We start from the raw sequence: 25,632 nt of genomic DNA, 5'->3' as shown, positions 1-25,632 counted from the left end.
CACATGATGTCGAATTATTCTGTTGATGAACGCTATATGCAGCAGGCAATTGGGCTTGCCAAGCAAGGTTGTTACAGTACCAAGCCAAACCCGAATGTGGGTTGTGTCATTGTTAAAGATGGTCAGGTAATTGGTCAAGGGTTTCACCCACGTGCAGGACAGCCTCATGCTGAAGTGTTTGCCTTACGTCAGGCAGCTGAACAAGCACAAGGTGCAACGGCTTATGTGACGCTGGAACCTTGTGCGCATTATGGTCGTACGCCGCCATGTGCTGAAGCATTGGTCAAAGCGCAAGTGAAAAAAGTGGTGATTGCCTGTTTAGATCCAAATCCGTTAGTGGCAGGTAAAGGTATCGGGATTTTAAAAGCCGCAGGTATTGAGGTTGAATCAGGCATTTGTAACGCTGAAGCTGCTGCATTAAACAAAGGCTTTTTAAAAGCGATGGCAACGCAAATGCCGTATGTCCGTGTAAAAATTGCGGCAAGCCTCGATGGTCGAACTGCAATGGCATCGGGCGAGTCAAAATGGATTACAAGCACTGTAGCACGCCAAGATGTACAGCACTGGCGTGCCATTTCAAGTGCTGTGATTACGGGAATCGGGACAGTTCTAGCCGATGACTGTCAGCTCAATGTACGTGAACTCGCCGATGTTGATCTGAGTGGTGTGGTTCAGCCAAAACGTGTGGTGCTGGATCGTCAGGGACGCTTGCCATTAACCGCCAAAATTTTGCAACAGCCTGAAACACTGATGGTCATGGGACCTTTTCGTCAGGAACTGGCAGATTTAGGGGTGGTACAGATAGCAGTACAGCCTTTAGATCAATTGCTCAAGCAATTGGTACGTGATTATCAGATTTATGATGTATTGGTTGAGGCGGGTGCAACCTTGACTTCAGCATTTATTCAGCAGCACTTGGTTGATGAATATATTCATTATATTGCGCCAACTTTATTGGGGCATTCAGCTCGTGCCATGTTCCAAGTCGATTTGCAGAGTCTTAACCAGCAATATCGTTTGCATATTCAAGAAATTGCCCAAGTTGGGGAAGATATCCGCCTTAACTTAACGCCATTGCAAGAGTGATTATGAGTTCAGAAACAACGCTTTATCATAAACGCCGTCATGCTGCCCGTACCACTGATGAATACTTGTTTCATCAGTTGGTGCCATATCTGGGGAATAAGCGTCGACTGCTACATCTGATTTTAGAAGCGCTGGAAGAAACAGGAACACTGAATCACAAAGGCAAGCGTGCCCCTATTTTTGCAGACTTTTTTGCAGGTAGTGGTGTGGTATCCCGTTTGGCGCGCCAGAATGGTTATCGGGTGATTGCAAATGACTGGGAGCCATATAGCCACGCTTTAAATCATGCGGTGTTGTCTTGTATTGATGCACCAAAGTTTAAAGAGCTGGGTGGTTATCAGAAAGCCATTGATTATCTTAACCGCTTGCCACTGGTAAAAGGCTGGGTCACGCATAATCTTTGCCCACGAAAAGATGAAGAATATGATCCTGCACGTGACCGCTTGTTCTTCAAGCGCCGTAATGGCATGCGGATTGATGCTATTCGCCAGCAAATTGCTACTTGGCAGGCAGAAGGCGCAATTGACGATATTGAAATGAGCGCTTTGCTCGCACCATTGCTGTATTCCGCCAGTTTTGTCAGCAATACCAGTGGTGTATTCAAAAGCTTCCATCATGGTTGGGGTGGTAAAACCCAGACTGCGCTGGAACGTATCGAGTCATTATTGTGGTTAACGCCAAGTCGTTTTTGTGAAATCGGTGATGTTAAAAATCCGATGGCAGAAATGTGGTGTGTCGATGCTCAGCATTTGGCAAATCAAATGAGTGGTTTTGAGGTTGATGTTGCTTATTTGGATCCACCTTACAATCAGCATGCTTATAGCAGTAACTATCATGTGTTGAATTCACTGACCTTGTGGGATCAGGCAGATTTACCTTCGCCAGACACCAAAGGCTTTAAAAGCGGGATTGACCGTGCATGGCGCAAAGAGCGTCCAAGCCCATATAACTCATCGAAACATGCTAAGGATGCTTACGAAACCTTGCTGTCAACGATCAACGCACGTTACATCCTGACCAGTTATTCAACCGATGGCAACATTGCCGCCAAAGATTTGCTGAAAGCCAACTTGGAACGCGGGCGAGTGACCTTATTAACACAAGATGTGCCACGTTATCGCGTGAGCAAACAACGTCAGTCTGAGCGTGCGCGTGTACTGGAATTTATCGTGATTACCGATACCCATGCCAAGTCTGGGCCGCCATTGCGTCAGTTATTGGGACAACTTTATCATTGTGCTGAATTGGGTGGGGTAGATACCTTTGGTGCCAGTACCCAGCTTGCATTGTGGTAAGCAAAATAAAGAGAATAGACTATGTTCACAGGAATTATTGAAAGCCTCGGTAAAGTGTCCAGCCTGCAAAATGTGGGTGGTGATGTACGGTTACGGATTCAGACCGATTTAGACATGTCGGATGTGCATTTGGGTGATTCGATTGCCACCAATGGTATCTGTCTGACTGTGATTGAATGGGGCGACAACTGGTATGCTGCCGATGTTTCCCGTGAAAGTCTCAACCGTACCACATTGGGGACTTGGCAAGTGGGGCAGGCGGTCAATGTCGAGAAAGCCATGTTGCCAACGACCCGTTTTGGCGGGCATATTGTCAGTGGACATGTCGATGGGATTGGTGAAATTACTTTGGTACGTGAAGATGCCCGTTCTCTGTATTTTGAAGTGACAGCACCTGCTGAGCTTGCAAAGTATCTGGCTGAAAAAGGTTCAGTTACGGTAGATGGTATTAGCCTGACGATTAACCATTTGCGAGGCAATATTTTAAGTCTGAATCTGATTCCACATACTGCGGAACGTACCAATATTGGCACATGGAAACAAGGCTCAAAAGTCAATCTCGAAGTTGATGTGCTGGCACGTTATATCGAACGCTTATTGCTGGGTGATAAAGCTGCTGAACAAAAGACACAGTCCAACATTAGCATGTCATTTCTCGCGGAAAATGGCTTTCTAAAATAAAAAAATCTCGGCATTTGCCGAGATTTTTTTTAAGTCTCCGAAGAGGAATGCTGTTCCAGCAAGTAGCGGATTTCTTCATCCGCGGCTTGCTGAATTTTCTGATTTAAACTGGCGACACTGTGTTGAATCTGCTCAATTAAACTTTCAGCTTCAAGTTCTAACCGAATTTTTAAGTTATCCAGTGCATGCTGAATTTCAGGGCTAATGACACTGTTTCTGGTCGCTTCAAAACGTAGTTTTGGAGTTGTTGTATAGCGTTCACTATATGTCAGGCTTTCCTGACTGAGTTGTTGTTGCAATGCTTGTAATTGTTGAGTTTGTGCCTGATGTTGCAGGCGTTCATCCAGTTGCAGGTCATCAATATACGCCTGTTGCTGGGCGCGCTTTTTTGCCAAAGATTGTTCCAAGGCATGTTGACGGCGAATACGGGCTTCTTCAAGGAGCTGTGCCTTGAGTTCGGCGTAGGCATTTTCGATGGTTTCATAGGACTGGAGCTGGGCTTGTTTATTTTTAGACAGCCAGTCTTCTAAACGCACATCGTTCGAAAATAATTCACAAATACGAGTCAGATCATCGATATAAGTTTGGCGAACAGCTTGTGGTGCATTGAGCCAACGCTTTTCAAAATCTGCTCCAACATCTAACGCCACATTTCACTCCTCAAAATAACACATTGGTTTATATTATAATTTAAAAGTACGTGGGCTTATGCCCCAATCGCGATACTGTCTAAACTTGTTGCGTCCTATTATTTTAGTCGATTCTTGATTTTCGACAATTTCAATAATGTGTTCAAACGTGTCTTGAGGTTCGAGTGCCTGCTGTTCAAAGTTAAAGATCAGCCAGGAACCCTGATCAGGCAATTGTGCTGAAATACAGACACTGGCTTGCGGCTGATCAATACCATGAGGAATAAAACTTTGTGGATCAAAAGTCCACAAAGCCTCATCAAGTAACTGTTGCTGTTCGGCTTGACAGCAATACCACCAAATCCGAACAGGTTGACGCAACAGTTTGCGCGATAAACGGCAAGCACTGCCGACTTGCCGTTCTACGCTATTTTCAAACAAATAAAAACTGACTTTAGTCATGTTGAACACGGTTCGCAATAAATTGCATGAGTAGTGGTACAGGACGACCTGTAGCACCTTTATTGCTACCAGAAAGCCATGCTGTGCCTGCAACATCTAAATGTGCCCAGCGGTAGTCACGGGTAAAGCGTTGCAAGAAGCACGCCGCTGTAATTGCACCGCCGTGTGGCCCGCCAATATTGGCAATATCGGCAAATGGTGAATCCAGTAATTCTTGATAGTCATCTAGCACTGGCATGCGCCATACACGGTCAAAGCTTTGTTCACCCGCTTGAGTCAACTCTTGTGCCAAAGCGTCATCTGGCGAGAATAAACCACTCAGCACTTTACCGAGTGCCACGACACAAGCGCCTGTCAATGTTGCAATATCAATCACGACCGCAGGGTTAAAGCGTTGGATATACGTTAAGGTATCGCAGAGTACCAATCGACCTTCCGCATCGGTATTGAGAATTTCCACGGTTTGCCCACTCATGGTGGTGACAATATCCCCTGGACGGGTCGCATGGTCAGATGGCATATTTTCCGCAGCCGCCACAGCACCCACCACATGAATTGGTAATTTCGCTTCACATAGCGCACGCATGGTTCCCAAAACTGATGCTGCACCACACATGTCAAATTTCATTTCATCCATGCCTAAGCCTGGTTTGAGTGAAATACCACCTGTGTCAAAAGTCACACCTTTACCGACAAGGACAATCGGGGCTTGCTCTAATTCGGCTTTGTATTCAAGGGTGATGATACGGCCTGCACGTGCAGAACCTTTGCTCACAGCCAGAAATGCATTCATTCCCAAATCAGCAATTTGCTGTTCATCGAGTACAGTGACTTTAAGCAGGTCAGGATATTCTGCTGCCAATGCGAGTGCTTGCTCGGCAAGGTACTCAGGGAAACAGATATTACCAGGACGATTGCCCAGATCACGTGCCAGATCTTGCCCAGCATTAATCGCTTGCAATAACTGAAGCTGTTCTGCATTCAGTGGTGATTTTTCTGCAATGAACTGGATTTCTTCTAAGATAAATTCATTTTTCTTGGATTTGAATTCATCGAAGGCATAATTGGCTTGGGTTAAGCTCATCACAAACAGTGTATGCAACTGTTCAGGTAACGCGGATAGGTCAATATCAATGCGGCTATATTTTTTTTGTGATTCTTTAATAATGCTTTGTGCTAATTTGCCGAGCTGTGCTGCTTGAATTTGTGCTGCATTACCTAGACCAAGCAAGCTACAAAATGGATAATGATCGTGCTGTGTAATTAAGGTTACACTTTCATTCAAGCTTGCTTTAAATTGTGTGGTCGCAATCAGTTGCTGGTAGTTTTTAATATGCTGCGCTGTTGGATGTTGGATTTGTTCAGCATCCACCAAGACAAACAGGGCAGAGCCAGTGTCTTGAGTGCGTTTTAAAGACAGTTTCATATGGTTTTAGATGCCTATTGATGTTTGCGGAATTTAAACGATTGCAACATTACACTGGATCAGGTTGCAATGTGCAATACAAGTATGGGTTTTTTCTGCTGGCTATTGGGTTAAACTATTCATCAGTCATGTTTTCATTTTTTACGGAAGCTTCCTTTGATTATTCGACGTTATCTTGTTAAGCAGGTCATGGAGACCTCTTTGGTCGTCATCGCCTTACTCACATTAATCATGATGGGCGGTCGCTTAATCAAATATTTTGGTATTGCTGCTCAAGGTCGTATAGATGCCAATATCTTATTTAGCATTATTGGCTATCGATTACCTGAATTTTTAACCCTGATTATGCCATTGGGCTTTTTTATTGGCTTGATGCTGGTTTTTGGGCGTTTATATATTGATCATGAGATGGCCGTGCTCAATGCCAGTGGCGTGAGTCGCAACCAATTGGCACGCTTACTTGCACCGCTTACGATAGTTTTTCTGATCGTGCAGCTTGTCATGATGGTGTGGGTGTCACCGTGGGGACTACGTAAATTTGAACAGCTGTCGAGTACGCAGGCTGTACGCACAGGATTTGATCTGGTACGCCCCAAAGAGTTTGTGTCTTCTGGTGCTTATACGATTTATGCCAGTGACTTGTCAGAAGACCGTAAAAATTTGCGTGATATTGTGTTTTATCAACGTGCGATCAAAGAAGGTAAACCTGATGTGGTCATTTTGGCGCGTGAAGCAACTCGCGTAGAGATTCCCAATGACACGGCCAGTGTGGTGGATTTGATTGACGGTCGCCGTTATGAAATTTATCCGGGACAGCCACGTTATACGCAGGCCGAATTTAAAAGTTACCGTTTAAGAATTGAAAATAATAAAGAAGCCGACATTTCGGGTGATAAAGCAGAGTCAATGCGTTTACAACAGCTTTGGGAGAAACGCCAAAACCCTGTTGTACAAAGTGAACTCGGTTGGCGTTTGTGTGTGCCATTTGCAATTGTTGTGGCATTACTCTTGGCAACGGCATTGTCTGAAGTAAACCCGCGTCAGGGGCGTTACTATCGTTTATTACCTGCTATTTTGATTTTTGCCAGTTTGATTGTGGCATTGATGGCAGTCAAAACCCGCATCACCAAAGATCAGTTGAGTATCTGGGCGTATCCCGCTGTGATATTTGGATATGCTTTTGTCACAATCTTATTTTTGCGCAAACCGAACCTTGCGCCAAAGTTAAAACTTAAATTGAGCAAGTGAGGTTAAGCTAATGTTCGCACGTCGTCTAGTCGCTAAACATGTGACGAAAACCTCTACTTTAGCCATGCTAGGGGCTACAGCTATATTGACCTTGTTACAGTTTCTGTTTACCTATCTGGCGGAGCTGAGTGAACTCAAAAGTGATTATAACGCTTGGCAGGCCGTTCAATATGTTTTTTGGAATACACCTTATTACTTGTATCAGATTTTACCGATTTCTGCACTGATTGGCTCAGTGATTGGTTTAGGTACACTGGCATCAAACAGTGAGCTGATTGTGATGCGTTCTGTTGGGATTAGCCTATGGCGGATTGTGGGATGGGTGGTGCGTTCAGCCATGCTACTGGTCATTTTGGCATTTGCACTGAGCCAGTGGGCGATTCCTTATAGTAGTGAAAAAGCGGACAGCATTAAGAAACACCAATCAGTTGCGGCCTTAGGTGAAGTGAAAGGCTACTGGACACGTGAAGGGCAGCGCTTTATTTATATTAACTATGCCAATTCACAAGGTGTTTTACGCAATATTCAGGTTCTGGATTTTGATGCTAATTATCGCTTAAAAAGTGTGCTGAATGCTGAGCAGGGGCAATATAGCAGCAGTAGCAGACAATGGAATTTGAAGCAAAGCCAGCAAATGCAGGTTCAGCCCAATGGTGATGCGCATTTAATTGAATCGGCGCAGTTACCACTGACTTTGGCGTTACAGCCTAAATATGTGCATATGGTGACGATTGACCCAGAAGAGTTAGCACCAAGCCAGTTAGTTTCATTTATCAATTATTTGTCAGTATATAGTCAGGTGCCAAAAACGTATCAACTGGCATTCTGGAAAAAAGTCGGTATGCCATTCTCCTTGATTGCGTTAGTGGTGATTGCCTGTTCATTTATTTTTGGGCCACTACGCCAACAGTCGATGGGTTTTCGCTTGGTGATTGCCTTGTTTATTGGTCTGGGCTTTTATTATATGCAGGACTTTTTGGGGTATGCGAGTCTGGTTTATTCACCGTCGCCTGCATGGTTTGTCTTTATTCCGATTATCCTGATCTTTATCGCAGGGGGATACTTACTCAATCGCGCCAAATAATATTGAACTGAGAATAATCATCAATTTTTAGTCGATGGAGAATTGCTTAAAAATTAGGTAAAATGCGCGCACGCAATTGACAACTGAAAGAGAGTTCAAAATGACGGATGCGAAGGCAGCTAAGATTCCTCATGTCTTGGTGATTATGGATGGTGTGGGGCATCGTGAAGCGATTGAAGACAATGCTTTCTTAGCAGCAAAAACGCCGAATTTGACTGCAATGCAAGCAAAGCATCCGCATAGCTTAATTTCAGGTTCTGGCGAAGATGTCGGCTTACCTGACGGGCAAATGGGTAACTCTGAAGTTGGGCATATGAATTTGGGTGCAGGTCGTGTGTTGTATCAGGACTTTACCCGTATCACCAAAGATATTCGCACTGGGGCATTTTTTGAGCATGAAGTTTTGGTCGATGCTGTTGAGAAAGCCAAAGCAACAGGCGGTGCAGTCCATATTATGGGGCTGTTATCAGAAGGTGGTGTGCATTCTCATGAAGACCATATCGTTGCGATGTGTGAGTTAGCACTTAAACGCGGTGCAAAAGTTTATCTACATGCATTTTTAGATGGTCGTGATACGCCACCACGCAGTGCTGAACCATCTTTACAAAAACTTGATGCAGTCTTTGCCCAATACCCAAATCAAGGCCGCATTGCGACATTGATTGGCCGTTACTTTGCGATGGATCGTGACAATCGCTGGGATCGCGTTGAACAGGCCTATCGTTTACTGACTGAAGGTGAAGCAGTCCGTGTTGTTACGACAGCAACTGAAGGTCTTGCACAAGCTTATGCGGCAGATGAAAGCGACGAGTTTGTCAAAGCAACCCGAGTGGGCGATGTGGCTGCTATTCAAGATGGCGACAGTGTCGTGTTCATGAACTTCCGTGCTGACCGTGCGCGCGAGCTGACCCGTGCATTTGTTGAAAAAGACTTCACAGGATTCCAACGGAAAGTTGTGCCACAACTGGCAAAATACGTAATGCTGACCCGTTACCAAGCCAGCATTGATGCACCTGTTGCCTATATGCCTGAAGCTTTGCACAATTCAATTGGCGAATACTTATCCAATTTGGGCAAAACTCAGCTACGTATTGCAGAAACTGAAAAATATGCCCATGTAACATTCTTCTTTAGTGGTGGTCGTGAAGATGAATATCCTGGTGAAAAACGTATCTTGATTCCATCGCCAAATGTTGCAACCTATGACCTGAAACCAGAAATGAGTGCTTATGAAGTGACTGATGAGTTGGTGAAAGCGATTAATTCAGGTGAATATGACCTGTTGGTCGTGAACTATGCCAATGGTGATATGGTTGGGCATACGGGTGTTTTTAGCGCTGCAGTGAAAGCTGTTGAAGCTGTAGATACTTGTCTAGGTCGTGTTTATGACGCGGTCATGGCAAATCACGGGCACATGCTGATTACTGCTGATCATGGGAATGTTGAGCAAATGCAGGACTACGAAAGTGGTCAGGTACATACTCAACATACCACTGAGCTTGTACCATTTATCTACGTTGGTTCAACTCAAGCAGTGATTGCAGAAGGCGGTGTTTTGGCAGATGTTGCGCCGACATTATTGCATTTAATGAATATTCCTGTTCCTACTGAAATGCAAGGTCGCAATTTAATTACATTACAAGCATAAAAAAGGTGAGTGGATGATTCAAAAAATCAGGCAGGTATTTTTAGCGACCAGTTTAACACTCTGCTATTTGAATCATCCTGTTTATGCTGCAAATTCAGCTTCAACAGAAGCTGATGCAAATCTTGACTATGACACTGATGGCTCAGAATCCTCTTCTAATGAGGAGATTCCTGTCGATTCGATTCAGAAATTTGTGCAGATCTACAGTATCGTTAAAGATAATTACGTTACTGAGAAATCAGATGATGCGTTATTTGAACAAGCCATCAAGGGATTGGTGGGTGGGTTAGATCGCTATTCTCGCTACCTTTCTCCTGAAGATTATCGCCAATTAATGCAATATACTGAGGGTGATGTTGCTTCTGTTGACTTTGATTTAATTTTTGATAAATTGCGCCGCCAGTGGCTGATTCAAGGGCTGAAAGAAAGTTCAGATTCCGTCAAACTGGGACTGCATAACGGTATGACAGTCTATAAAATTGATAATCAGGAATTAAAAGATCTCAATCATGAGCAAGTGCGAAACTTGTTATATGGTTCAATCGGGACAGTTCTCACTGTGCAGACAGCGCCTGTTGGGCAGCCTGTCACGGTTGTTCGTAATAAAAAAGTAGATGTTGCAGTGTCATCGACACTTTTACACAATCAAGTTTTGGTGATTAAAGTTCCTGTATTTCAACAGGAAACTGCGAGCGAAATCAAAAATATTATTGAGCAATATCCGTCTAATCGTTTAAAAGCAATTTTAATAGACCTTAGAAATAACCCCGGTGGATTACTGTCTGCTGCGGTTGAAACGGCTGACCTGTTTTTAAATAATGGCATCATTGTCACGACCAAAAGCCGTTCAGAAGGTGATCAGACCTTTCAAGCGCTCCCTGGTAATAAATTCAGCAATATTAAATTGGGACTGTTGATTAATGGTCGCTCGGCATCAGCCGCAGAAGTTTTTAGCGCGGCTTTAAAAGATCATGGACGTGCCTGGGTGATTGGTGAGAAAAGCTATGGAAAAGGGGTCGTGCAAAAGTTATTTCCATTGCCAAGTGGCGCAGCATTACAAATGACAGTTTCTCATTACTATACGCCGAAAGGCAGTATGATTGATGGGCAGGGGATTCAGCCCAACCAGATTTATGCGTTGCCAATCGATATGCGTGACGATTTGTATATCGAGAATGCCGCCGAAATTTTACTCAAGCATCGGTAATAGACTACGATAATCAAGAAAAATAAAGACAGTATTAGCTGTCTTCCTCGCCTTCGACATCTAGCCCAAATTTTTTCAGGCGATAGCGTAATGAACGAAATGACATTTGTAGTTTTTTGGCTGCCATGGTGCGGTTCCAGTGAGTCATTTCTAAAGCATTGAGTAAAATATTTTTTTCAATATTTTCCAAATAGGCTTCTAATCCTTCTTCAGGTAGTTTGAAACGCTGGCGTGGAGTCAGGATTTCATTTGGATAAGCGATAGGTTTTGTTTCAGGTTCAGGCACCTTGACTGGTACTGGGTTGCTCGTTTGTGAGTTTAACCTCGACTCAGAATGATATCGGATATGTTGAATATCAAGCACAGTGGAATCGCTGAGTGTTAATGCCCGTTCAATAATATTGCGCAGTTCACGGACATTGCCTGAAAATCTCTGTTCAAGTAAAAATTGTTGCGCTGTAACCGTAAGCTGCTTATTTGGAATTTGCCATTCTTGGCAGATTTTCTGAATAAAATAATGCGCAAGTTCTAAAATATCTTGTCCGCGCTCTCGCAAAGGTGGCAGACGAATGTCCATCACATGTAAGCGGAAAAATAAGTCTTGGCGGAATTTTCCTTGTTGAATCAGTGCTTCAAGATTTTGGTGAGTTGCACTGATAATGCGAAAATCTACAGCAATTTCGACATCGCTACCGATGGGGCGAATCTTCTTTTCCTGAACAGCACGTAACAGTTTGACCTGCATGTTCATAGGTAACTCGGCAATTTCATCAAGAAATAGACTGCCCCCATGTGCAGCCTGAATCAGCCCTTGCTTGTCTTGGTTTGCATTGGTAAAGCTGCCTTTTTTATGCCCAAACAGTTCACTTTCCATCAGCTCAACAGGAATTGCACCGCAGTTAATCGGGACAAAGGGACCATTTTTGCGGTTGCTCAGGCAATGAATCAGGTTAGCCACGACTTCTTTCCCTGTGCCTGATTCACCTGTAATAAAGACAGGCGCTTGAGTTTTTGAAATTTTACGAATGGTATGTTTGAGCTGTTGAATCACTTCAGAGCTGCCAATTAACATGCGCTCTTCAATGGCAGACGAGGCTGTTAAGTGACTATTGTTGTCTTCGTTTGGAATAATTGCTTTTTCTAAGAGTTGTTGTAAATCTTCGGAGCGTACAGGCTTGCTCACGAAGTCAAAAGCGCCTGCTTTGAGTGCTGCAATTGCAATTTCCATATTGCCATATGCCGTAATCACCGCAATGGGTGTATTTGGGTAATATTCGGTGACATGTCGTACCAGTTGGATACCATCACCATCCGGGAGGTTTAAATCGGTTAAGCAGGCATCAAAGTGTTGAGCCTTTAACTGTTGTTTGGCTTGTGTAATGTTATAGGCTGCTTCGGCTTGAATCCCGATACGCTTTAGACTCATGTGCATGAGCATGCATAAATCTTTTTCATCATCGACCAGAAGCACGCGGGGTTGCTGGGTTGTCATAATGCTCCAATGACTTATTTATTGTATTTGAATGGCAGGGCATTCAATGCGGAAACAAGTACCGTCTTGTAATTTGACATAACTTAATTTTGCCTGATTTGCTTCACAAAAACTACGTGAAAGGTATAACCCTAAACCTGTTCCATCAATTTGTGTAGTAAAAAATGGGTGAAATAGATTGTGTACTTTGTCTGCAGTAATTCCTTCTCCAAAATCAACCACATCAATAAAAGCATAACCATCTTGTTGATAGGCATACACATAGATCTGAGGTTTTTCTGGCGCAGTGTGACGCAATGCGTTACGAATCAGGTTAATGAGCACTTGGCGAAGTTGTGCTTCGTCAAATGAAATGAGTACAGCATCTCGAACTTCAATCATAATTTTATGATGAACTTCATATAGATCTTCAAGCACCAGTTGCGGTAAAAATTGTTTGAGCTGGATATCAATCGGCAATGTCGCCTGATTATGCGCCATATTCAGGGTTGACTGAATAATATGATCAATACGTTGAGCTTGTTTCTGGATCATATTGATCAGCATGGAGTGTTGCTCGCTATCTGCATCAATCAGCAGGTTATTGGCTTGTACAATACTGGCAAGCGGGTTACGAATTTCATGGGCAATACTTGCAGAAAGTTGTCCAAGCGCAGCCAGTTTAAGTTGTTGGACTTGCTGGTTGATTTTCTGTGCGTCCTGCATCACAAACAGGGTTAGGGTCTGCTGTGGCAGTTCCAGCTTTTGTACCCGAATATGAATGCTACTATAGCGAGATTGCATTGTTTCAAAAATAAAGCGTTCGCCTTGTTTGGCGGAGTTTAGCTGTAAATATTGATACAAATCAGGCTGAATTTCTTGTAAAGGAGCAGAGCGAAAAACCATCAGTGCTGGAATACCAAGCAGCGTATAAGCCGCAGGGTTACTCAGCACCACTTGCATTTTTTCATCAATGGCAAGATAACCCATATCAATTTGTTCGAGGATATAGCGATTAATATTTTGTAGTTGTAATAATTCTAATGACTGTGAAATGCTGATGTTTTCCAATAACCGAAAACGTTGTACTGCAAATTGCCCAGTCAAATAGACCACAAAAAATAAGAAGGCAAGTAATGTACTATTCCCGATTTTACTCAGGTCAGAGGTCATGAACCAGCTACCAAAAAGTTGCAGGTAGAGTACAGCGATCACTGAAAGTAGCGTAATACTGAATGCCTGACTTCGGCTAAGGAGTAGATTAGTAACGAAAATGGTAATAACAAACAGTAAGCCAATATGTAAGGTTGGGCCACCCATTGCAAAAGTCAGGCTAGAAAAACATCCTACATCGATCAGGCTGATCAAGAGCAGCTGTCTAGGTAGTGCAATCGGAAAAAGTTTCAGTGCAAGTAACTGTAAAGTGCCTAAAAATGAATAAGCCAACAGGGTGAACAGATACACCCCGAGATGTTGATAGTCGCTTTTAAATTGTTGAAAAGTTAAGAAAAAAATGATAATCAGGCTAAAGGAGATAATCAGTCGATAAACACCGTACCACACCCCAAGGCGATATAATGTACTGGGATTGGAGCTCAGAAGTGCCGTATGCATATACCGAACCTGATTAAGGTTTGATTAAACCATAACGAATTGCCAGATGGGTCAACTTCACATCACTGTCAATGTCCAGTTTCTCAAAAATACGGTAGCGGTAGGTATTGACGGTTTTTACGCTCACAAATAACTTATCTGCAATGGCTTGCGCGCTATGGCAGTTGACCACCATCATGGCGACTTGCATTTCACGCTCGGAGAGTTGGTCAAAAGGAGATTTTTGCGTTTCAGATAAATACGAACTTGCCAACTGTTCAGCAATGTCAGCACTAAAGTATTTACCACCTTGCATCACCTTGTTGATGGCACGAAGCATTTCCTGAATCGGTGCACCTTTGGTGATATAACCCTTCGCACCCGCCTTGAGCAATAAAGACGGATAAGGCTCTTCAGCCAAGCCGCTCACAGCGATAACTTTAGTTTCAGGTGCAATTTGCAATAAGCGTCGTGTTGTTTCTACACCACCGATACCAGGCATATTGACATCGAGTAACACCACATTTGGGTGATGCTGGCGTGCGAGAGTCAAGGCTTCTTCTCCTGATTCGGCTTGACCAATGACTTCAACATCCGCATGGTCTGCCAGCATACGACAAATCCCTGTGCGTACTAATTCATGATCATCCACAACTAAAACCGAAATCACGAGCAACACCTCCCAATCTAAATGATTTTTTTGTTACATAAAGCAAATTAAGCTTGCAATGAAACGACAAAATTAGCAATGCTATCTTAAAATATAATCTAAAAGTTATGCACAATTACTGAACTTTAAAAGAGCGAGTCTATTGTGTAAATGTAAGGCATTTTTGTGGTTATACACAAATGTATCTTACCACCCCTGAGTTGAGTGTAATATGATGAAAAGTTTAAAAAAATCTTTAGTACGTGCTGTAAGCATGTCGATGCTAATAGGGTTGAGTGCCAATAGTTTTGCTGAACTCATCGTGAACAGTGGCTCGGGGGCAGCTTCCCAAGCAAAACTAAACTGGTCAACCGATGAAGCAAAACAGCTCCTGAGCCAAGACCGAAATAATGCTGAAACTTCTGTACGCAGAGGTGTCACTACCACTACATTCCGTGCGCCGCATGTCACGGATACTCGCTTTGCGACTAGCAGCCCAGCTGTGTCAGCAGGTTCGGCACTGGTTATGGATGCTCATACTGGTGAAGTACTCTATAGTAAAAATAGTAATGCGTCACGCCCGATCGCATCGATTACTAAATTGATGACAGCTGTAGTTACTGCCGATGCGCATTTAAATATGTCTGAGCAGATTACCTTACAGCAAAGTGATTTTGAAGGTCCAAAACACGCCAGTTCTACTTTAAAGCCTGGTGACAAGATGAACCGTGCAGAAGTTTTGCTGGTGGCTTTAATGAAGTCAGAAAACCCAGCAGCGGCAGCGTTGGCACGTACTTATCCGGGAGGAAAACCTGCTTTTGTTTCAGCAATGAATGCCAAAGCACGTCAGCTTGGTATGAGTTCGACCCATTATTATGAATCAACAGGTTTAGATGCTCGTAATGTATCATCGGCACGTGATCTGGGCATTTTAGTGGCAGAAGCTTCACGTTATGGCGTAATTCGTCAGTTTTCATCAACGCCGCATTATGATTTCGATTTAGGTTATCGCGTATTGAAATCAAATAATACCAATGCTTTGGTACGTAATGGTGGTTGGAATATTAATCTGTCTAAAACAGGTTATATTAATGAAGCGGGACGTTGTGTGGTTATGCATGCAACTGTTAATTCGCGCCCAACTGTTGTGGTCTTATTGGGTGAACCAACAACACAGTCACGCAATAGTGATGCAACGAATTTGTTGAGCTGGGTGAATCAGTTACCAAAACAGATCTAATCTAATGATTTTCAAAAAAAGCTTTTCTAAGATGAAAGGCTTTTTTTATGTCTAACAAATCGGGTGTGTTGGTATTTTACAGATGGTTAGTTGAACTGGAAAATGTCTAAAAACTAAATACTTTTAGGCTTTTATTCGATCATCTATGCTAGAAGATGAAAATAAAAAAACCAGTTGCAAACAACTGGTTTTTTTATACTTAAGCGAAATACTTACATGTTAGAAAGAATAGAATCTTTCACTTGGCTCATGGTGGCATCAATTGACAACATGACAGCATCAGCACATTGCTTGATTGCTGTATCTGGGTCTTTCAAACCATTACCTGTCACTGTACATACGATCACAGAACCCTCAGCAATTTTACCCGCTTTAATGTCACGGATAGCACCGCCAATAGACGCTGCTGAAGCAGGCTCAACAAAGACACCTTCATACATCGAAAGCAAACGCTGTGCTTCTAGGATTTCAGCATCTTGTAGCTCGTCGAACCAGCCTTTAGAGTCGCGTACTACAGCTTTAGCATGGTTCCAGCTTTGCGGATTACCAATACGGATTGCTGTTGCAACAGTTTCAGGGTTAGCAACAGGCGCACCACGAAGGAAAGGTGCAGCACCCGCCGCCTGATAACCGACCATTGTTGGTAAGCCTTCAGGTTTTGGTCCTGTAAATTGATCCGTTTCAGCATCATAAATCACAGCTTCAAACTGGTCAGCAGGCTGATTGGCAACCGCTTCGGTATAACCCATCCAGTGTGCAGTGATGTTCCCTGCATTACCAACAGGCAAGCAGTGATAATCTGGTGCACGACCCAAAGCTTCTACGATTTCGTAGGCAATGGTTTTTTGACCTTGTAAACGGTAAGGGTTGATTGAATTTACAATCGTCACAGGAGCTTGGTCGGCAACTTCTTTTACAAGGCGCATACCATCATCGAAGTTACCACGGATTTGCATGGTGATCGCACCGTACATCATGGCTTGCGCCATTTTACCCATGGCAATTTTGCCTTCTGGAATTAAAACGAAAGCTTTAATGCCCGCACGTGCTGCATAAGCTGCTGCAGCAGCAGAAGTGTTACCAGTAGACGCACAGATAATCGCTTTTGAACCCGCTTCAACCGCTTTGGTTACGGCCATGGTCATACCACGGTCTTTAAATGAACCTGTTGGGTTAAGGCCTTCATATTTCACATAGATTTCAACATCTTTGCCAATAATACGTGGAATATTCTCCAGTTTAATGAGAGGGGTGTTACCTTCACCTAAAGAAATTGCACGTGTAGTTGCAGATACAGGTAAACGATCACGATAACGATCTACAAGACCAGTATAACGATTGGCATTCGACATGATGATGTTCCAATGAAAGAAGAAGCATGAAGAGGGGAGTGTTCCCCTCGACCTGATTAGTTATCCAGCGATTCTAAACGAATTCGCACAATTTCGCCATGAATGGCAGGAAGCGCTTGAATTTGAGCAAGCGCTTCATCCATTTTGGATTCCACGATCGGATCGGTCAGAATCACAATAGGAATAAGATCTTTTAAACGGGACTGTTGCATGATGGCATCAATACTAATCCCTGCACGGCTGAGAATAGTTGTCACATCAGCAAGCACACCCGTTTGGTCTTCAGCATTGAGGCGAATATAATAACCTGTAGTCATTTCTTCGCGGCTCAAGATTGGTGTATCAGTCAATGCTTCAAAAGCCAGTTGTGGAATTGTGCCCGCACCATCTTCGGTATAAGAGATGTCACGCACGATATCTACAATGTCGGCAACTACTGCTGAAGCAGTTGGGCCTGCACCTGCACCTGCACCGTAATAAAGCGTTGGGCCGACAGCATTCGCTTGAACGAGAACGGCATTTTTTACGCCGTTGACATTGGCAATCAGTTCTTCAGACGGAATCAAGGTTGGGTGAACACGCAGTTCAATGCCTTTGTCAGTACGGCGGGCGATTCCCAAGTGTTTGATACGAAAGCCAAGTTCTTCAGCGTATTTCACATCTTGCGCAGTAATTTTGCTGATGCCTTCAGTATAAACTTTACTAAACTGTAAAGGCATACCAAATGCACAAGAGGCTAAAATGGTGAGTTTGTGCGCAGCATCAATGCCTTCAACGTCAAAAGTTGGATCAGCTTCTGCATAACCAAGCTCTTGTGCTTCTTTTAATACATCAGCAAAGGCACGACCTTTGTCACGCATTTCAGTCAGAATGAAGTTACCTGTACCATTAATGATACCTGCTAACCAATCAATTTTATTGGCAGCCAAACCTTCACGAATGACTTTAATAATTGGAATTCCACCCGCAACCGCAGCTTCATAAGCAATCTGAACTTTGTGATCTTCAGCCGCTTTAAACAGTTCATTGCCATGTTCAGCCAGTAACGCTTTGTTGGCAGTGACGACATGTTTGCCATGTTTAATCGCTTCATTGATGATTTCATAAGCAGGATGAATACCGCCCATGACTTCAACCACAACATCGACATCGGGTTGACGAACGATTTCGAACAAGTCAGCGCTTTGTTTAATCCCTTCCAGATTGAGGTCTGGACGAGGGCGGCGGGTACCAACGTAGGTAATTTGAATTTCTCGACCTGTGCGACGTTTAATTTCAGCGGCGTTTTCTTGTAATAATTTAAGGGCACCACCACCTACGGTACCAAGACCTAATATAGCCAGGCGAACTGGTTTCACGTCACACTCCAAGTATTTATTGCGATTGAGATTGATCATAGCTAAAAAAATGCACAGACTCTAGGGTGGAGATCACAATATCTTCACCTTATTTCAGATTATTTTTCCAAATGTTGCTCTAGTTCTTCAGGGCTGAGGTAGCCGCCAAGGTATAAACCATCTTGCGAGTAAATTGCAGGTGTACCGTTGACCCCAATTTTAATGCCGAGCTGATATTGGGCTTTTACAGGGCTATTACACTGTACTGCGGGAATTTGCTGACCTTGCACTACTGCATTAAAGGCTGCTTTACGGTCGTTGTTACACCAAATGGCTTCCATAGTCGGGAAGAACTGCTCGCCACGTGGCCAGGCAATATAGCGGACTTCAATGCCCTTGGCATTGATCTCAGGCAAATGTTCGTGCAGTTTATGGCAGTATGGGCAGTTGGCATCGGTAAACACATAGACAATATGTTTTGTTGCGCCTTGAGCAGGGTAAACGATTAAATCTTTTGGATTGAGCGCAGCAAACAGTTTTTTGTTTTCAGCTGCCTGTAAGTCTTGGCTGACATTTTTTAGTTTCGTGTCACCTAAACGCAGCACATCACCCTGAATCAGGTATTTACCGTCAGCCGTAGCATAAACTGATGGCATGCCATCTAGGTTGACCCAGTAAATATTGGGAATTTCAGTGGTTTTAATATCAATAATTTTAACGTTGATGTTTGCTTTTTTTAAACTTTCTTGCAAAGTATTGATCAAGCGTTGTTTGGCATTATGTTCTAAAATTGGCGAAGCTTGTCCTGTTGCAGGTGCCGTTGCAGTCAGAGAGTCAGTTTTTTGTTCAGTATTTTTATCTTTAGAGCACGCACTAAGCATACCAGCAGCGGCAAGTGTACATGCCAGGAAAATTTTGGAACGGTGCAAGGACATAAATAACCCTTTGACTGGTCAATAAAAAGAAAACACCGTTAGCATAACAAAAAATGTGTGGTGCTTCGTGAATTTTCATTATTCTGTGTAATTCTTCGATAACACAGCGCGAGGTTAGGCGCGAGGGTGGTATTGCTGATGTAGTTGCTGCATGCGGATTTGTGCGACATGGGTATAAATTTGCGTGGTGGACAGATCACTATGCCCCAAGAGCATTTGTACTACGCGCAGGTCGGCACCGTGATTGAGTAAATGTGTCGCAAAAGCATGTCGTAAAGTGTGAGGGGAAATTTCAAACTCGATGCCCGCTTGTAGGGCATAGCGTTTGATTGCATACCAAAAATTTTGTCGACTCATAATGCCACCTTGCTGGGTTAAAAACACATAGTCGCTGCTTGATTTTAACAGTTGTGAACGTGATTCACTGAGATAGCGTTCTAGCCATTCACAGGCAATTTGCCCCAATGGAACCAGACGCTCTTTATTGCCTTTTCCGACAATTCGTACATAGCCTTGCTTAAGATTGAGTAATTCTAGGCGCAGCGTGATGAGCTCTGAAACTCGTAAGCCGCAAGCATAGAGTACTTCTAACATGGTTCTATCCCGTAAACCGAGCGCAGTTTCGGTATTGGGTGCTTGAATCAGGGCATCTACTTGGCTTTCAGATAAATCTTGAGGCAGGGCACGCCCAAGTTTTGGGGTTTTATGGGTACTTAGCGGATTGTCGGTGCGTAGTTGCTGTTCTCGTAAAAACTTGAAAAAAGAACGTAGTGCAGACAAAAGGCGGGCAATCGAGCGTGGGCTTTTCCCTTGTTGTGTTAACGCGATCAATACATCGGTAATATCTTCGCTTGACCAGTCTAATAACGGTTTTTCCATATACTGGCTACACTGGATCAAGTCAGACAAATAAGCATTTCGTGTGTGCGGACTGACGGTTTGAGCAACGAGATAGTCTCTGTAACCCAATAAAAATTCTAAATTTTTTGGAATATTAATCGCCGTTGGAATACGAGGTTTTTTGTTTATCATCTAGCGGATATATATGAGGATCGAAAATGCTGTTTCACTCTAGAATAAATTTCCGTAAAAGTCGAATTGTAAAGCTAAGCCAGATGCAAGTAGTGTATGTAAATTATTCTCATTTATGTTTATAATAAATCAAATGTCTGTGAGTAGAACGCTGTGCGGTTATCAGATTTAAAGGTAAAACAAACCGCTGTCATTACCAAAGTCAACCGTCAAACTGTTGATGATGGCAAGGCGGATTTAATAGCAAGTCGATTGGAAACCTTGGGCTTTATTCCAGGGACACCTGTGAAAGTTGTTGCCAAAGGGATCTTTGGTGGTGATCCACTGCTGATTCAGATTGGCTTTACTCGTTTTGCCTTGCGAAAAGCAGAAGCTCAGAAAATTGAAATTTCCGCACAGGGAGCTGTAACATGAGCGAAACTTTACGTGTTGCTCTGGTCGGTAATCCAAACTGTGGTAAAACCTCAGTTTTTAACCAACTGACGGGAACCCGCCAAAAAGTCGGTAACTATGCAGGTGTCACAGTTGAACGCAAAATCGGCTTTTTTCAGCTACCTTCTGGCAATCAGGTGCGGGTACTGGATTTGCCTGGGACTTATAGTCTCGAGGCGACTAGCCCTGATGAAGCGGTGACTCGTGATGTCTGTCTTGGCAAAATCAAAGATGAAAGCCAACAGGATGCATTTTTGTGTGTGGTTGATGCCACTAACTTACGTTTGCATTTGGGTTTGGTTTTAGAAGTCATTGAGCTTGGACGACCTGTGCTGCTGGTTTTGAACATGATGGACGAGGCACGTCGCCGTGGTATTCAGATTAACTCGCAGAAACTGTCTGAACGCCTTGGTATTCCTGTTGTTGAAACTGTTGCTAAAACCTCGTCAGGGGTTGTCAATCTGATTGATGCTTTGAGTCAGAAAAAATTTGCTTTGCCACAGACCGAAATGAACGGTTTGGTGGGCGACCAACATCAGAAAGTTGCACAGATTTTGGCAGATGTTGTGGTCTTTTCAGATCATGAAGATAAACGTACCGAATTCTTAGACAGCATTTTTTTACATCCTGTATTGGGGTTTGTGGTTCTAACCCTGCTGATGTTTGTGGTGTTTCAGGCGGTCTTTACTTGGGCAGCGCCTTTTCAGGAAGCCATTACCAAAGCATTCACTTGGTTGGGTACCGAGATGGGCACCTTAGTGACGCAACCACTGTTACATAGCTTGGTGGTTGATGGCGTGATTGCGGGTGCGGGCGGTGTTGTAGTCTTTTTGCCACAGATTTTGATTTTATTCTTCTTTATTTTGCTTCTGGAAGAAACGGGCTACTTGCCACGCGCAGCATTTTTGCTGGATAAACTCATGTATAAAGCAGGCTTAAGTGGGCGTGCATTTATTCCGTTATTGTCGAGTTTTGCCTGTGCCGTGCCTGGGATTATGGCGACCCGAACCATTCAGGATCCGCGTGACCGTTTAACCACAATTTTTGTTGCACCGCTCATGACCTGTTCGGCACGCTTGCCCGTGTATGCCTTGCTGATCTCGGCCTTTATTCCCAGCAAAATGGTGTGGGGCATTTTCAATTTGCAGGGGCTAGTGCTGTTTGCGTTGTATATGGCAGGCATTATCAGTGCGTTAATCGTGGCATTTGTGCTGAAGTTTTTCCAGAAAGACAAATCCCAATACGCTTTGCTGATGGAATTGCCAAGCTATCGCTTTCCGAATATGAAGAGTATCGGGATTGGCTTGCTCGACCGCACCAAGATTTTCTTGAAGCGGGTGGGTGGGATTATTTTCGCCTTATCTATTTTGCTTTGGTTTTTGTGTAGTTTTCCACAAGCACCAGAACATGCCGCTTTATCGCCAATTAATTACAGTTTTGCAGGGTATATTGGGCATTTCATGCAGCCATTCTTTGCACCAGTTGGCTTTAACTGGCAAATCTGTATTGCCCTCATTCCTGGGATGGCTGCCCGTGAAGTGATGGTGGCATCTCTTGGAACAGTCTATGCATTGTCTGCTGCCAACGATGATGCGATGGCGCAGGGTTTAAGTCATTTAATCAGTGCGCCTGGTAGTGGCTGGAGTCTGGCAACAGGTTTGTCACTTTTGGTGTGGTACATCTATGCACCACATTGTTTATCGACATTGGCAACGGTACGCCGTGAAACAGGGTCATGGAAAATGGTGGCGTGGATGACAGGCTATCTATTTGCATTGGCTTATTTTGCAGCATTTTTAACCTATCAAATTGCGTCCCACTATCTGGGCTAAATGCAAGCGGAGGTGAGTATGGTGAGTTATCTGATTATTGCGGTATTGGTGCTTTGGAGTGCCATTTATACCTTTAAAAAGATTTTCCCTCAATCGGCATATAGTGTGTTTTCTGCTCTGGCACGTGGTTGTGAGCAGCGCGGCTGGATGACTTTGGCAAAATGGCTACGCCCGACAATGTCAGCAGGCTGTTCGGGAGGCTGTGGTTGTAGTGCCGACAGTTCTGCGCAGAGTAAAAATAAAGTCACAGTCCAAGCGGTGAAGTGGAAATAACCACATTGAACCGATCTTTAAAACCGCCAAATACTGGCGGTTTTTTTACGTGAATATACAAAAAAAATGCGATAAGCCACGATCAGGAAAAGCTTTCCAAAAAGCAAAGTGCTAACATTTGCCAAGTTTAAAAATAAATGCGATGGGGCAAATATGTTAATACAACGCGGTGGATTGAAAGTCGTTGCAGGGCTTGGTATTTCTGGTGTTTCAGCTGTCAATTTTTTGGTGGAACAGGGTTATCAGGTTGCGGTGACCGATTCGCGTGCGACACCGCCTGGACATGATCAGATTCCAAGTCATGTGCAGACCAGTTTTGGTAAACTGGATGTTGATTTGCTCCTGCAAGCCGAAGAAATTATTTTAAGTCCAGGACTTGCGCCACAACTGCCTGAAATTCAGCAAGCGATTGCCCAAGGCATTCCTGTTGTGGGTGATGTGCAGTTATTGCGCCGTGCAACCGATGCACCGATTGTGGCAATTACAGGTTCCAATGCCAAAAGTACCGTCACTACTTTGGTTGGCTTAATGGCAAAAGATGCAGGCAAAAAAGTGGCTGTAGGCGGTAACTTGGGGCGCCCAGCACTGGACTTGCTCAAAGATGATCCTGAATTGCTAGTTTTGGAATTATCCAGTTTTCAACTTGAAACTACCTCGCATCTCAATGCCGAAGTTGCGGTGGTGCTCAACATGAGTGAAGACCACCTTGACCGTCATGGCGATATGTGGGGTTACCATCAAGCCAAACACCGCATTTTCCAAGGTGTGAAAAAAGTGGTGTTTAACCGCGATGATAATTTAACCCGCCCTTTAGTTCCTGACACCACACCGATGCAGAGCTTCGGTTTAAATGCTCCTGACATTCAGCAGTACGGTATTTTAAAAGATCTGGATGGCACAATTTGGCTGGCGCGTGGACGTGAGCGTTTGTTGAAAAGTTCCGACATGTATATTCAGGGAACGCACAATGTTGCCAATGCTTTGGCATGTCTGGCTCTCGGTGAAGCGATTGGTTTACCAATGGATTCTATGCTGGAAACTTTAAAGCAGTTTAAAGGTCTGGAACATCGCTGTGAATACGTGGCAACTGTACAAGATGTGCGTTATTACAATGACTCTAAAGGAACCAACATTGGTGCAACTTTAGCGGCAATTGATGGTTTGGGTGCAGCAATTGAAGCGCAGCAAGGCAAAGTAGCTGTGATTTTGGGTGGTCAGGGCAAAGGGCAAGATTTCAAAGCCTTACGTGAGTCGCTACAAAAATATGTCAAGGTTGCCGTGTTGATTGGTGAGGATGCTCCGATCATTGAGCAGGCAATCGCAGGTACAACCAAATTGCTACATGCCGATAGTTTGCAGCAGGCAGTTGCGTTATGCCAACAGCACACCCAAGCGCATGATGTCGTGTTGTTGTCGCCTGCTTGTGCAAGTTTTGACATGTTCAAAGGTTATGCTGACCGAGGACATCAGTTTGTGGCTTGTGTACAAGCCTTGTCTGCATAAGCAAGAATCAGGGAGCACGTATGGCTGTAATTACTCAAGGTATGAGCAAACTGCAAAGTCTCTATACTCGCATTGCCCCGAAACTGCCGAGCGAAATCACCGCACGTAATATTTTGATTTTCTGTGTGGTCAGTTTGCTGGTGATCGGGACGGTGATGGTGGGATCGGCATCCATGCCTTATGCCGATGCCAAGCAGCATGATCCATTTTATTTTCTGGAACGGCATGCCATTTCGATTGTGATTGCTGCCATCGCGGCATTTGTCACATCCAAATTTCCGCTGGATTACTGGTTTAAAAATACCTTTTTGTTCTGGTTAGTTACGATTGGTCTGTTAGTCGTCGCACTTGGTGTGGGAACCGAGGTCAATGGTTCAACACGCTGGATTCGTATTGCAGGTTTTACCTTGCAACCAACGGAAGTTGCCAAATTGATGATGGCGATCTTTACCGCAGATTATGTGGTGCGCCGTGCCCATGAAGTCCGTAATAGCTGGATGGGCTTGGTGCGGTTAGGTGGAATTATGTCGATTACGGTTGGCTTGATTTTGGCTGAACCTGACCTTGGGGCAACTGTCGTTATTGTGATGATGATGTTTGGGGTGTTCTTTTTGGCAGGTGCTCCGATTATCCAGTTCCTGTTTTATATTGGCGCGATCCTGATCGCCTTAGTGTTCCTGATTGTGTTTGAACCGTATCGTTATGAACGTCTGGTGTCTTTCAGTAACCCGTGGGCAGACCCACTGGGTTCAGGTTATCAGCTGTCAAATGCCTTGATGGCCTTTGGACGTGGTGAATGGTTTGGTGTCGGGCTAGGGCACAGTATGCAAAAAATGTCCTATTTACCCGAAGCACATACCGACTTCATGCTGGCGATCTTGGGTGAAGAGTTTGGTTTTATAGGCATTACCACAGTGTTAGGGCTTGAGTTCCTGATGCTGGCATGTTGTGTGCGGATTGGGCAGCGTGCTTTAAAAAATAACTACTTGCGCGCAGGTTATCTGTCCTACGGGATTAGTATGATCTTCCTGATGCAGATTCTGGTGAATGCAGGCATGAACATGGGAATGTTGCCAACCAAAGGTTTGACCTTGCCATTTATTAGTTATGGCGGGACATCGCTGATGATGTGTGCGGTGATGATTGCTTTTGTACTGAAAATTGACTCATCGACCAGACAAACCAACCCCAATGAGGAAGTCTCTAACTTCTAAACA

The 25,632-nt window shown here is 43.9% G+C and carries 23 protein-coding genes; 13 read left to right on the top strand and 10 right to left on the bottom strand.

Features of this window, described 5'->3' with window-relative positions; translation table 11 throughout:
* The first annotated feature begins 6 nt into the window (after nucleotides 1-6).
* From ribD to P255_RS11965, 3 genes are read left to right on the top strand one after another with little or no spacing between them, the layout of a single operon-like run.
* Nucleotides 7-1,086: a bifunctional diaminohydroxyphosphoribosylaminopyrimidine deaminase/5-amino-6-(5-phosphoribosylamino)uracil reductase RibD gene (gene ribD, locus P255_RS11975; protein ID WP_035365578.1), complete on the top strand. Its 1,080-nt coding sequence runs from the start codon at nucleotides 7-9 to the stop codon at nucleotides 1,084-1,086.
* 2 nt (nucleotides 1,087-1,088) lie between these two features.
* The gene (locus P255_RS11970) at nucleotides 1,089-2,381 is read left to right on the top strand and encodes a DNA adenine methylase (protein ID WP_004902589.1); all 1,293 of its coding nucleotides are present in this window, start codon (nucleotides 1,089-1,091) and stop codon (nucleotides 2,379-2,381) included.
* A gap of 21 nt (nucleotides 2,382-2,402) precedes the next feature.
* Nucleotides 2,403-3,062: a riboflavin synthase gene (locus P255_RS11965; protein WP_004749940.1), complete on the top strand. Its 660-nt coding sequence runs from the start codon at nucleotides 2,403-2,405 to the stop codon at nucleotides 3,060-3,062.
* 29 nt (nucleotides 3,063-3,091) lie between these two features.
* Here P255_RS11965 and P255_RS11960 read toward each other — a convergent pair whose 3' ends face one another.
* The 3 genes from P255_RS11960 to P255_RS11950 are packed head-to-tail and all read right to left on the bottom strand — an operon-like array spanning nucleotide 3,092 to nucleotide 5,579.
* Nucleotides 3,092-3,712, bottom strand: a complete 621-nt coding sequence (locus P255_RS11960) for a hypothetical protein (RefSeq protein ID WP_004902586.1) — start codon at nucleotides 3,710-3,712, stop codon at nucleotides 3,092-3,094.
* Nucleotides 3,713-3,745: 33 nt separating this feature from the next.
* Entirely contained in the window at nucleotides 3,746-4,153 is a 408-nt protein-coding gene (locus tag P255_RS11955) for a DNA polymerase III subunit chi (protein ID WP_004902583.1), read from the bottom strand.
* On the bottom strand, nucleotides 4,146-5,579 hold the full coding sequence (locus tag P255_RS11950) for a leucyl aminopeptidase (RefSeq protein WP_004902582.1): 1,434 nt from the start codon (nucleotides 5,577-5,579) through the stop codon (nucleotides 4,146-4,148). The genes P255_RS11955 and P255_RS11950 overlap by 8 nt, the downstream gene beginning before the upstream one ends.
* A 156-nt stretch (nucleotides 5,580-5,735) precedes the next feature.
* On the opposite strand from P255_RS11950, the gene lptF reads away from it, so the two are divergent.
* The 4 genes from lptF to P255_RS11930 all read left to right on the top strand — a co-directional run bounded on the left by lptF (nucleotide 5,736) and on the right by P255_RS11930 (nucleotide 10,766).
* Nucleotides 5,736-6,827, top strand: a complete 1,092-nt coding sequence (gene lptF, locus P255_RS11945; protein ID WP_004902579.1) for an LPS export ABC transporter permease LptF — start codon at nucleotides 5,736-5,738, stop codon at nucleotides 6,825-6,827.
* A 10-nt stretch (nucleotides 6,828-6,837) separates the two neighbouring features.
* Nucleotides 6,838-7,911: an LPS export ABC transporter permease LptG gene (gene lptG / locus P255_RS11940; RefSeq protein WP_004902578.1), complete on the top strand. Its 1,074-nt coding sequence runs from the start codon at nucleotides 6,838-6,840 to the stop codon at nucleotides 7,909-7,911.
* A 100-nt stretch (nucleotides 7,912-8,011) separates the two neighbouring features.
* Nucleotides 8,012-9,559 carry a 2,3-bisphosphoglycerate-independent phosphoglycerate mutase gene (gene gpmI, locus P255_RS11935; protein WP_004902575.1) on the top strand — a complete coding sequence of 516 codons (1,548 nt, stop codon included), beginning with the start codon at nucleotides 8,012-8,014 and terminating at the stop codon, nucleotides 9,557-9,559.
* A gap of 13 nt (nucleotides 9,560-9,572) precedes the next feature.
* Entirely contained in the window at nucleotides 9,573-10,766 is a 1,194-nt protein-coding gene (locus tag P255_RS11930) for a S41 family peptidase (RefSeq protein WP_004902572.1), read from the top strand.
* Between the two features lie 34 nt (nucleotides 10,767-10,800).
* Here the strand turns inward: P255_RS11930 and P255_RS11925 are convergent, their stop codons facing one another.
* Genes P255_RS11925 through gacA form a run of 3 tightly spaced genes read right to left on the bottom strand, consistent with a single transcriptional unit; the run spans nucleotide 10,801 to nucleotide 14,500 of the window.
* Nucleotides 10,801-12,258 carry a sigma-54-dependent transcriptional regulator gene (locus P255_RS11925; protein WP_004902571.1) on the bottom strand — a complete coding sequence of 486 codons (1,458 nt, stop codon included), beginning with the start codon at nucleotides 12,256-12,258 and terminating at the stop codon, nucleotides 10,801-10,803.
* 18 nt (nucleotides 12,259-12,276) lie between these two features.
* Complete coding sequence (locus P255_RS11920) at nucleotides 12,277-13,851, bottom strand: sensor histidine kinase (RefSeq protein ID WP_004902569.1); 1,575 nt, start codon at nucleotides 13,849-13,851, stop codon at nucleotides 12,277-12,279.
* Between the two features lie 13 nt (nucleotides 13,852-13,864).
* The gene (gacA, locus tag P255_RS11915; RefSeq protein WP_004902566.1) at nucleotides 13,865-14,500 is read right to left on the bottom strand and encodes a response regulator transcription factor GacA; all 636 of its coding nucleotides are present in this window, start codon (nucleotides 14,498-14,500) and stop codon (nucleotides 13,865-13,867) included.
* 214 nt (nucleotides 14,501-14,714) lie between these two features.
* Here gacA and P255_RS11910 point away from each other — a divergent pair, with 214 nt between their 5' ends.
* Nucleotides 14,715-15,719 carry a D-alanyl-D-alanine carboxypeptidase family protein gene (locus P255_RS11910; RefSeq protein ID WP_167539624.1) on the top strand — a complete coding sequence of 335 codons (1,005 nt, stop codon included), beginning with the start codon at nucleotides 14,715-14,717 and terminating at the stop codon, nucleotides 15,717-15,719.
* 212 nt (nucleotides 15,720-15,931) lie between these two features.
* On the opposite strand, the gene thrC is transcribed toward P255_RS11910, so the two are convergent.
* The 4 genes from thrC to xerD form a co-directional block, all read right to left on the bottom strand.
* Nucleotides 15,932-17,071 (bottom strand): threonine synthase, encoded by a 1,140-nt coding sequence (gene thrC, locus P255_RS11905; protein ID WP_004902562.1) that lies wholly within the window; start codon nucleotides 17,069-17,071, stop codon nucleotides 15,932-15,934.
* A gap of 56 nt (nucleotides 17,072-17,127) precedes the next feature.
* Nucleotides 17,128-18,429, bottom strand: a complete 1,302-nt coding sequence (locus tag P255_RS11900) for a homoserine dehydrogenase (protein WP_004902561.1) — start codon at nucleotides 18,427-18,429, stop codon at nucleotides 17,128-17,130.
* A gap of 98 nt (nucleotides 18,430-18,527) precedes the next feature.
* Nucleotides 18,528-19,343, bottom strand: coding sequence for a DsbC family protein (locus P255_RS11895; RefSeq protein WP_004902558.1), 816 nt, complete (start codon nucleotides 19,341-19,343; stop codon nucleotides 18,528-18,530).
* 114 nt (nucleotides 19,344-19,457) lie between these two features.
* Nucleotides 19,458-20,375 (bottom strand): site-specific tyrosine recombinase XerD, encoded by a 918-nt coding sequence (gene xerD / locus P255_RS11890; RefSeq protein WP_004902557.1) that lies wholly within the window; start codon nucleotides 20,373-20,375, stop codon nucleotides 19,458-19,460.
* Nucleotides 20,376-20,528: 153 nt separating this feature from the next.
* Between xerD and P255_RS11885 the strand changes: the two genes are divergently transcribed.
* From P255_RS11885 to ftsW, 5 genes are all read left to right on the top strand, one after another.
* Nucleotides 20,529-20,789, top strand: a complete 261-nt coding sequence (locus P255_RS11885) for a FeoA family protein (RefSeq protein ID WP_004902555.1) — start codon at nucleotides 20,529-20,531, stop codon at nucleotides 20,787-20,789.
* Nucleotides 20,786-22,639 (top strand): ferrous iron transport protein B, encoded by a 1,854-nt coding sequence (feoB, locus tag P255_RS11880; protein WP_004902553.1) that lies wholly within the window; start codon nucleotides 20,786-20,788, stop codon nucleotides 22,637-22,639. Before P255_RS11885 ends, feoB begins: the two co-directional genes overlap by 4 nt.
* Before the next feature lie 18 nt (nucleotides 22,640-22,657).
* On the top strand, nucleotides 22,658-22,912 hold the full coding sequence (locus tag P255_RS11875) for a DUF6587 family protein (RefSeq protein ID WP_004902550.1): 255 nt from the start codon (nucleotides 22,658-22,660) through the stop codon (nucleotides 22,910-22,912).
* A 153-nt stretch (nucleotides 22,913-23,065) separates the two neighbouring features.
* The gene (gene murD / locus P255_RS11870; RefSeq protein WP_004902549.1) at nucleotides 23,066-24,415 is read left to right on the top strand and encodes a UDP-N-acetylmuramoyl-L-alanine--D-glutamate ligase; all 1,350 of its coding nucleotides are present in this window, start codon (nucleotides 23,066-23,068) and stop codon (nucleotides 24,413-24,415) included.
* A 20-nt stretch (nucleotides 24,416-24,435) separates the two neighbouring features.
* Nucleotides 24,436-25,629 carry a putative lipid II flippase FtsW gene (gene ftsW, locus P255_RS11865; RefSeq protein WP_004902546.1) on the top strand — a complete coding sequence of 398 codons (1,194 nt, stop codon included), beginning with the start codon at nucleotides 24,436-24,438 and terminating at the stop codon, nucleotides 25,627-25,629.
* The last annotated feature ends 3 nt before the right edge of the window (nucleotides 25,630-25,632 follow it).

This window comes from Acinetobacter brisouii CIP 110357, from assembly GCF_000488275.1.
In the GTDB taxonomy this organism is placed as follows: Bacteria; Pseudomonadota; Gammaproteobacteria; order Pseudomonadales; family Moraxellaceae; genus Acinetobacter; species Acinetobacter brisouii.
This window is presented reverse-complemented; position numbering and strand designations above follow the sequence as displayed.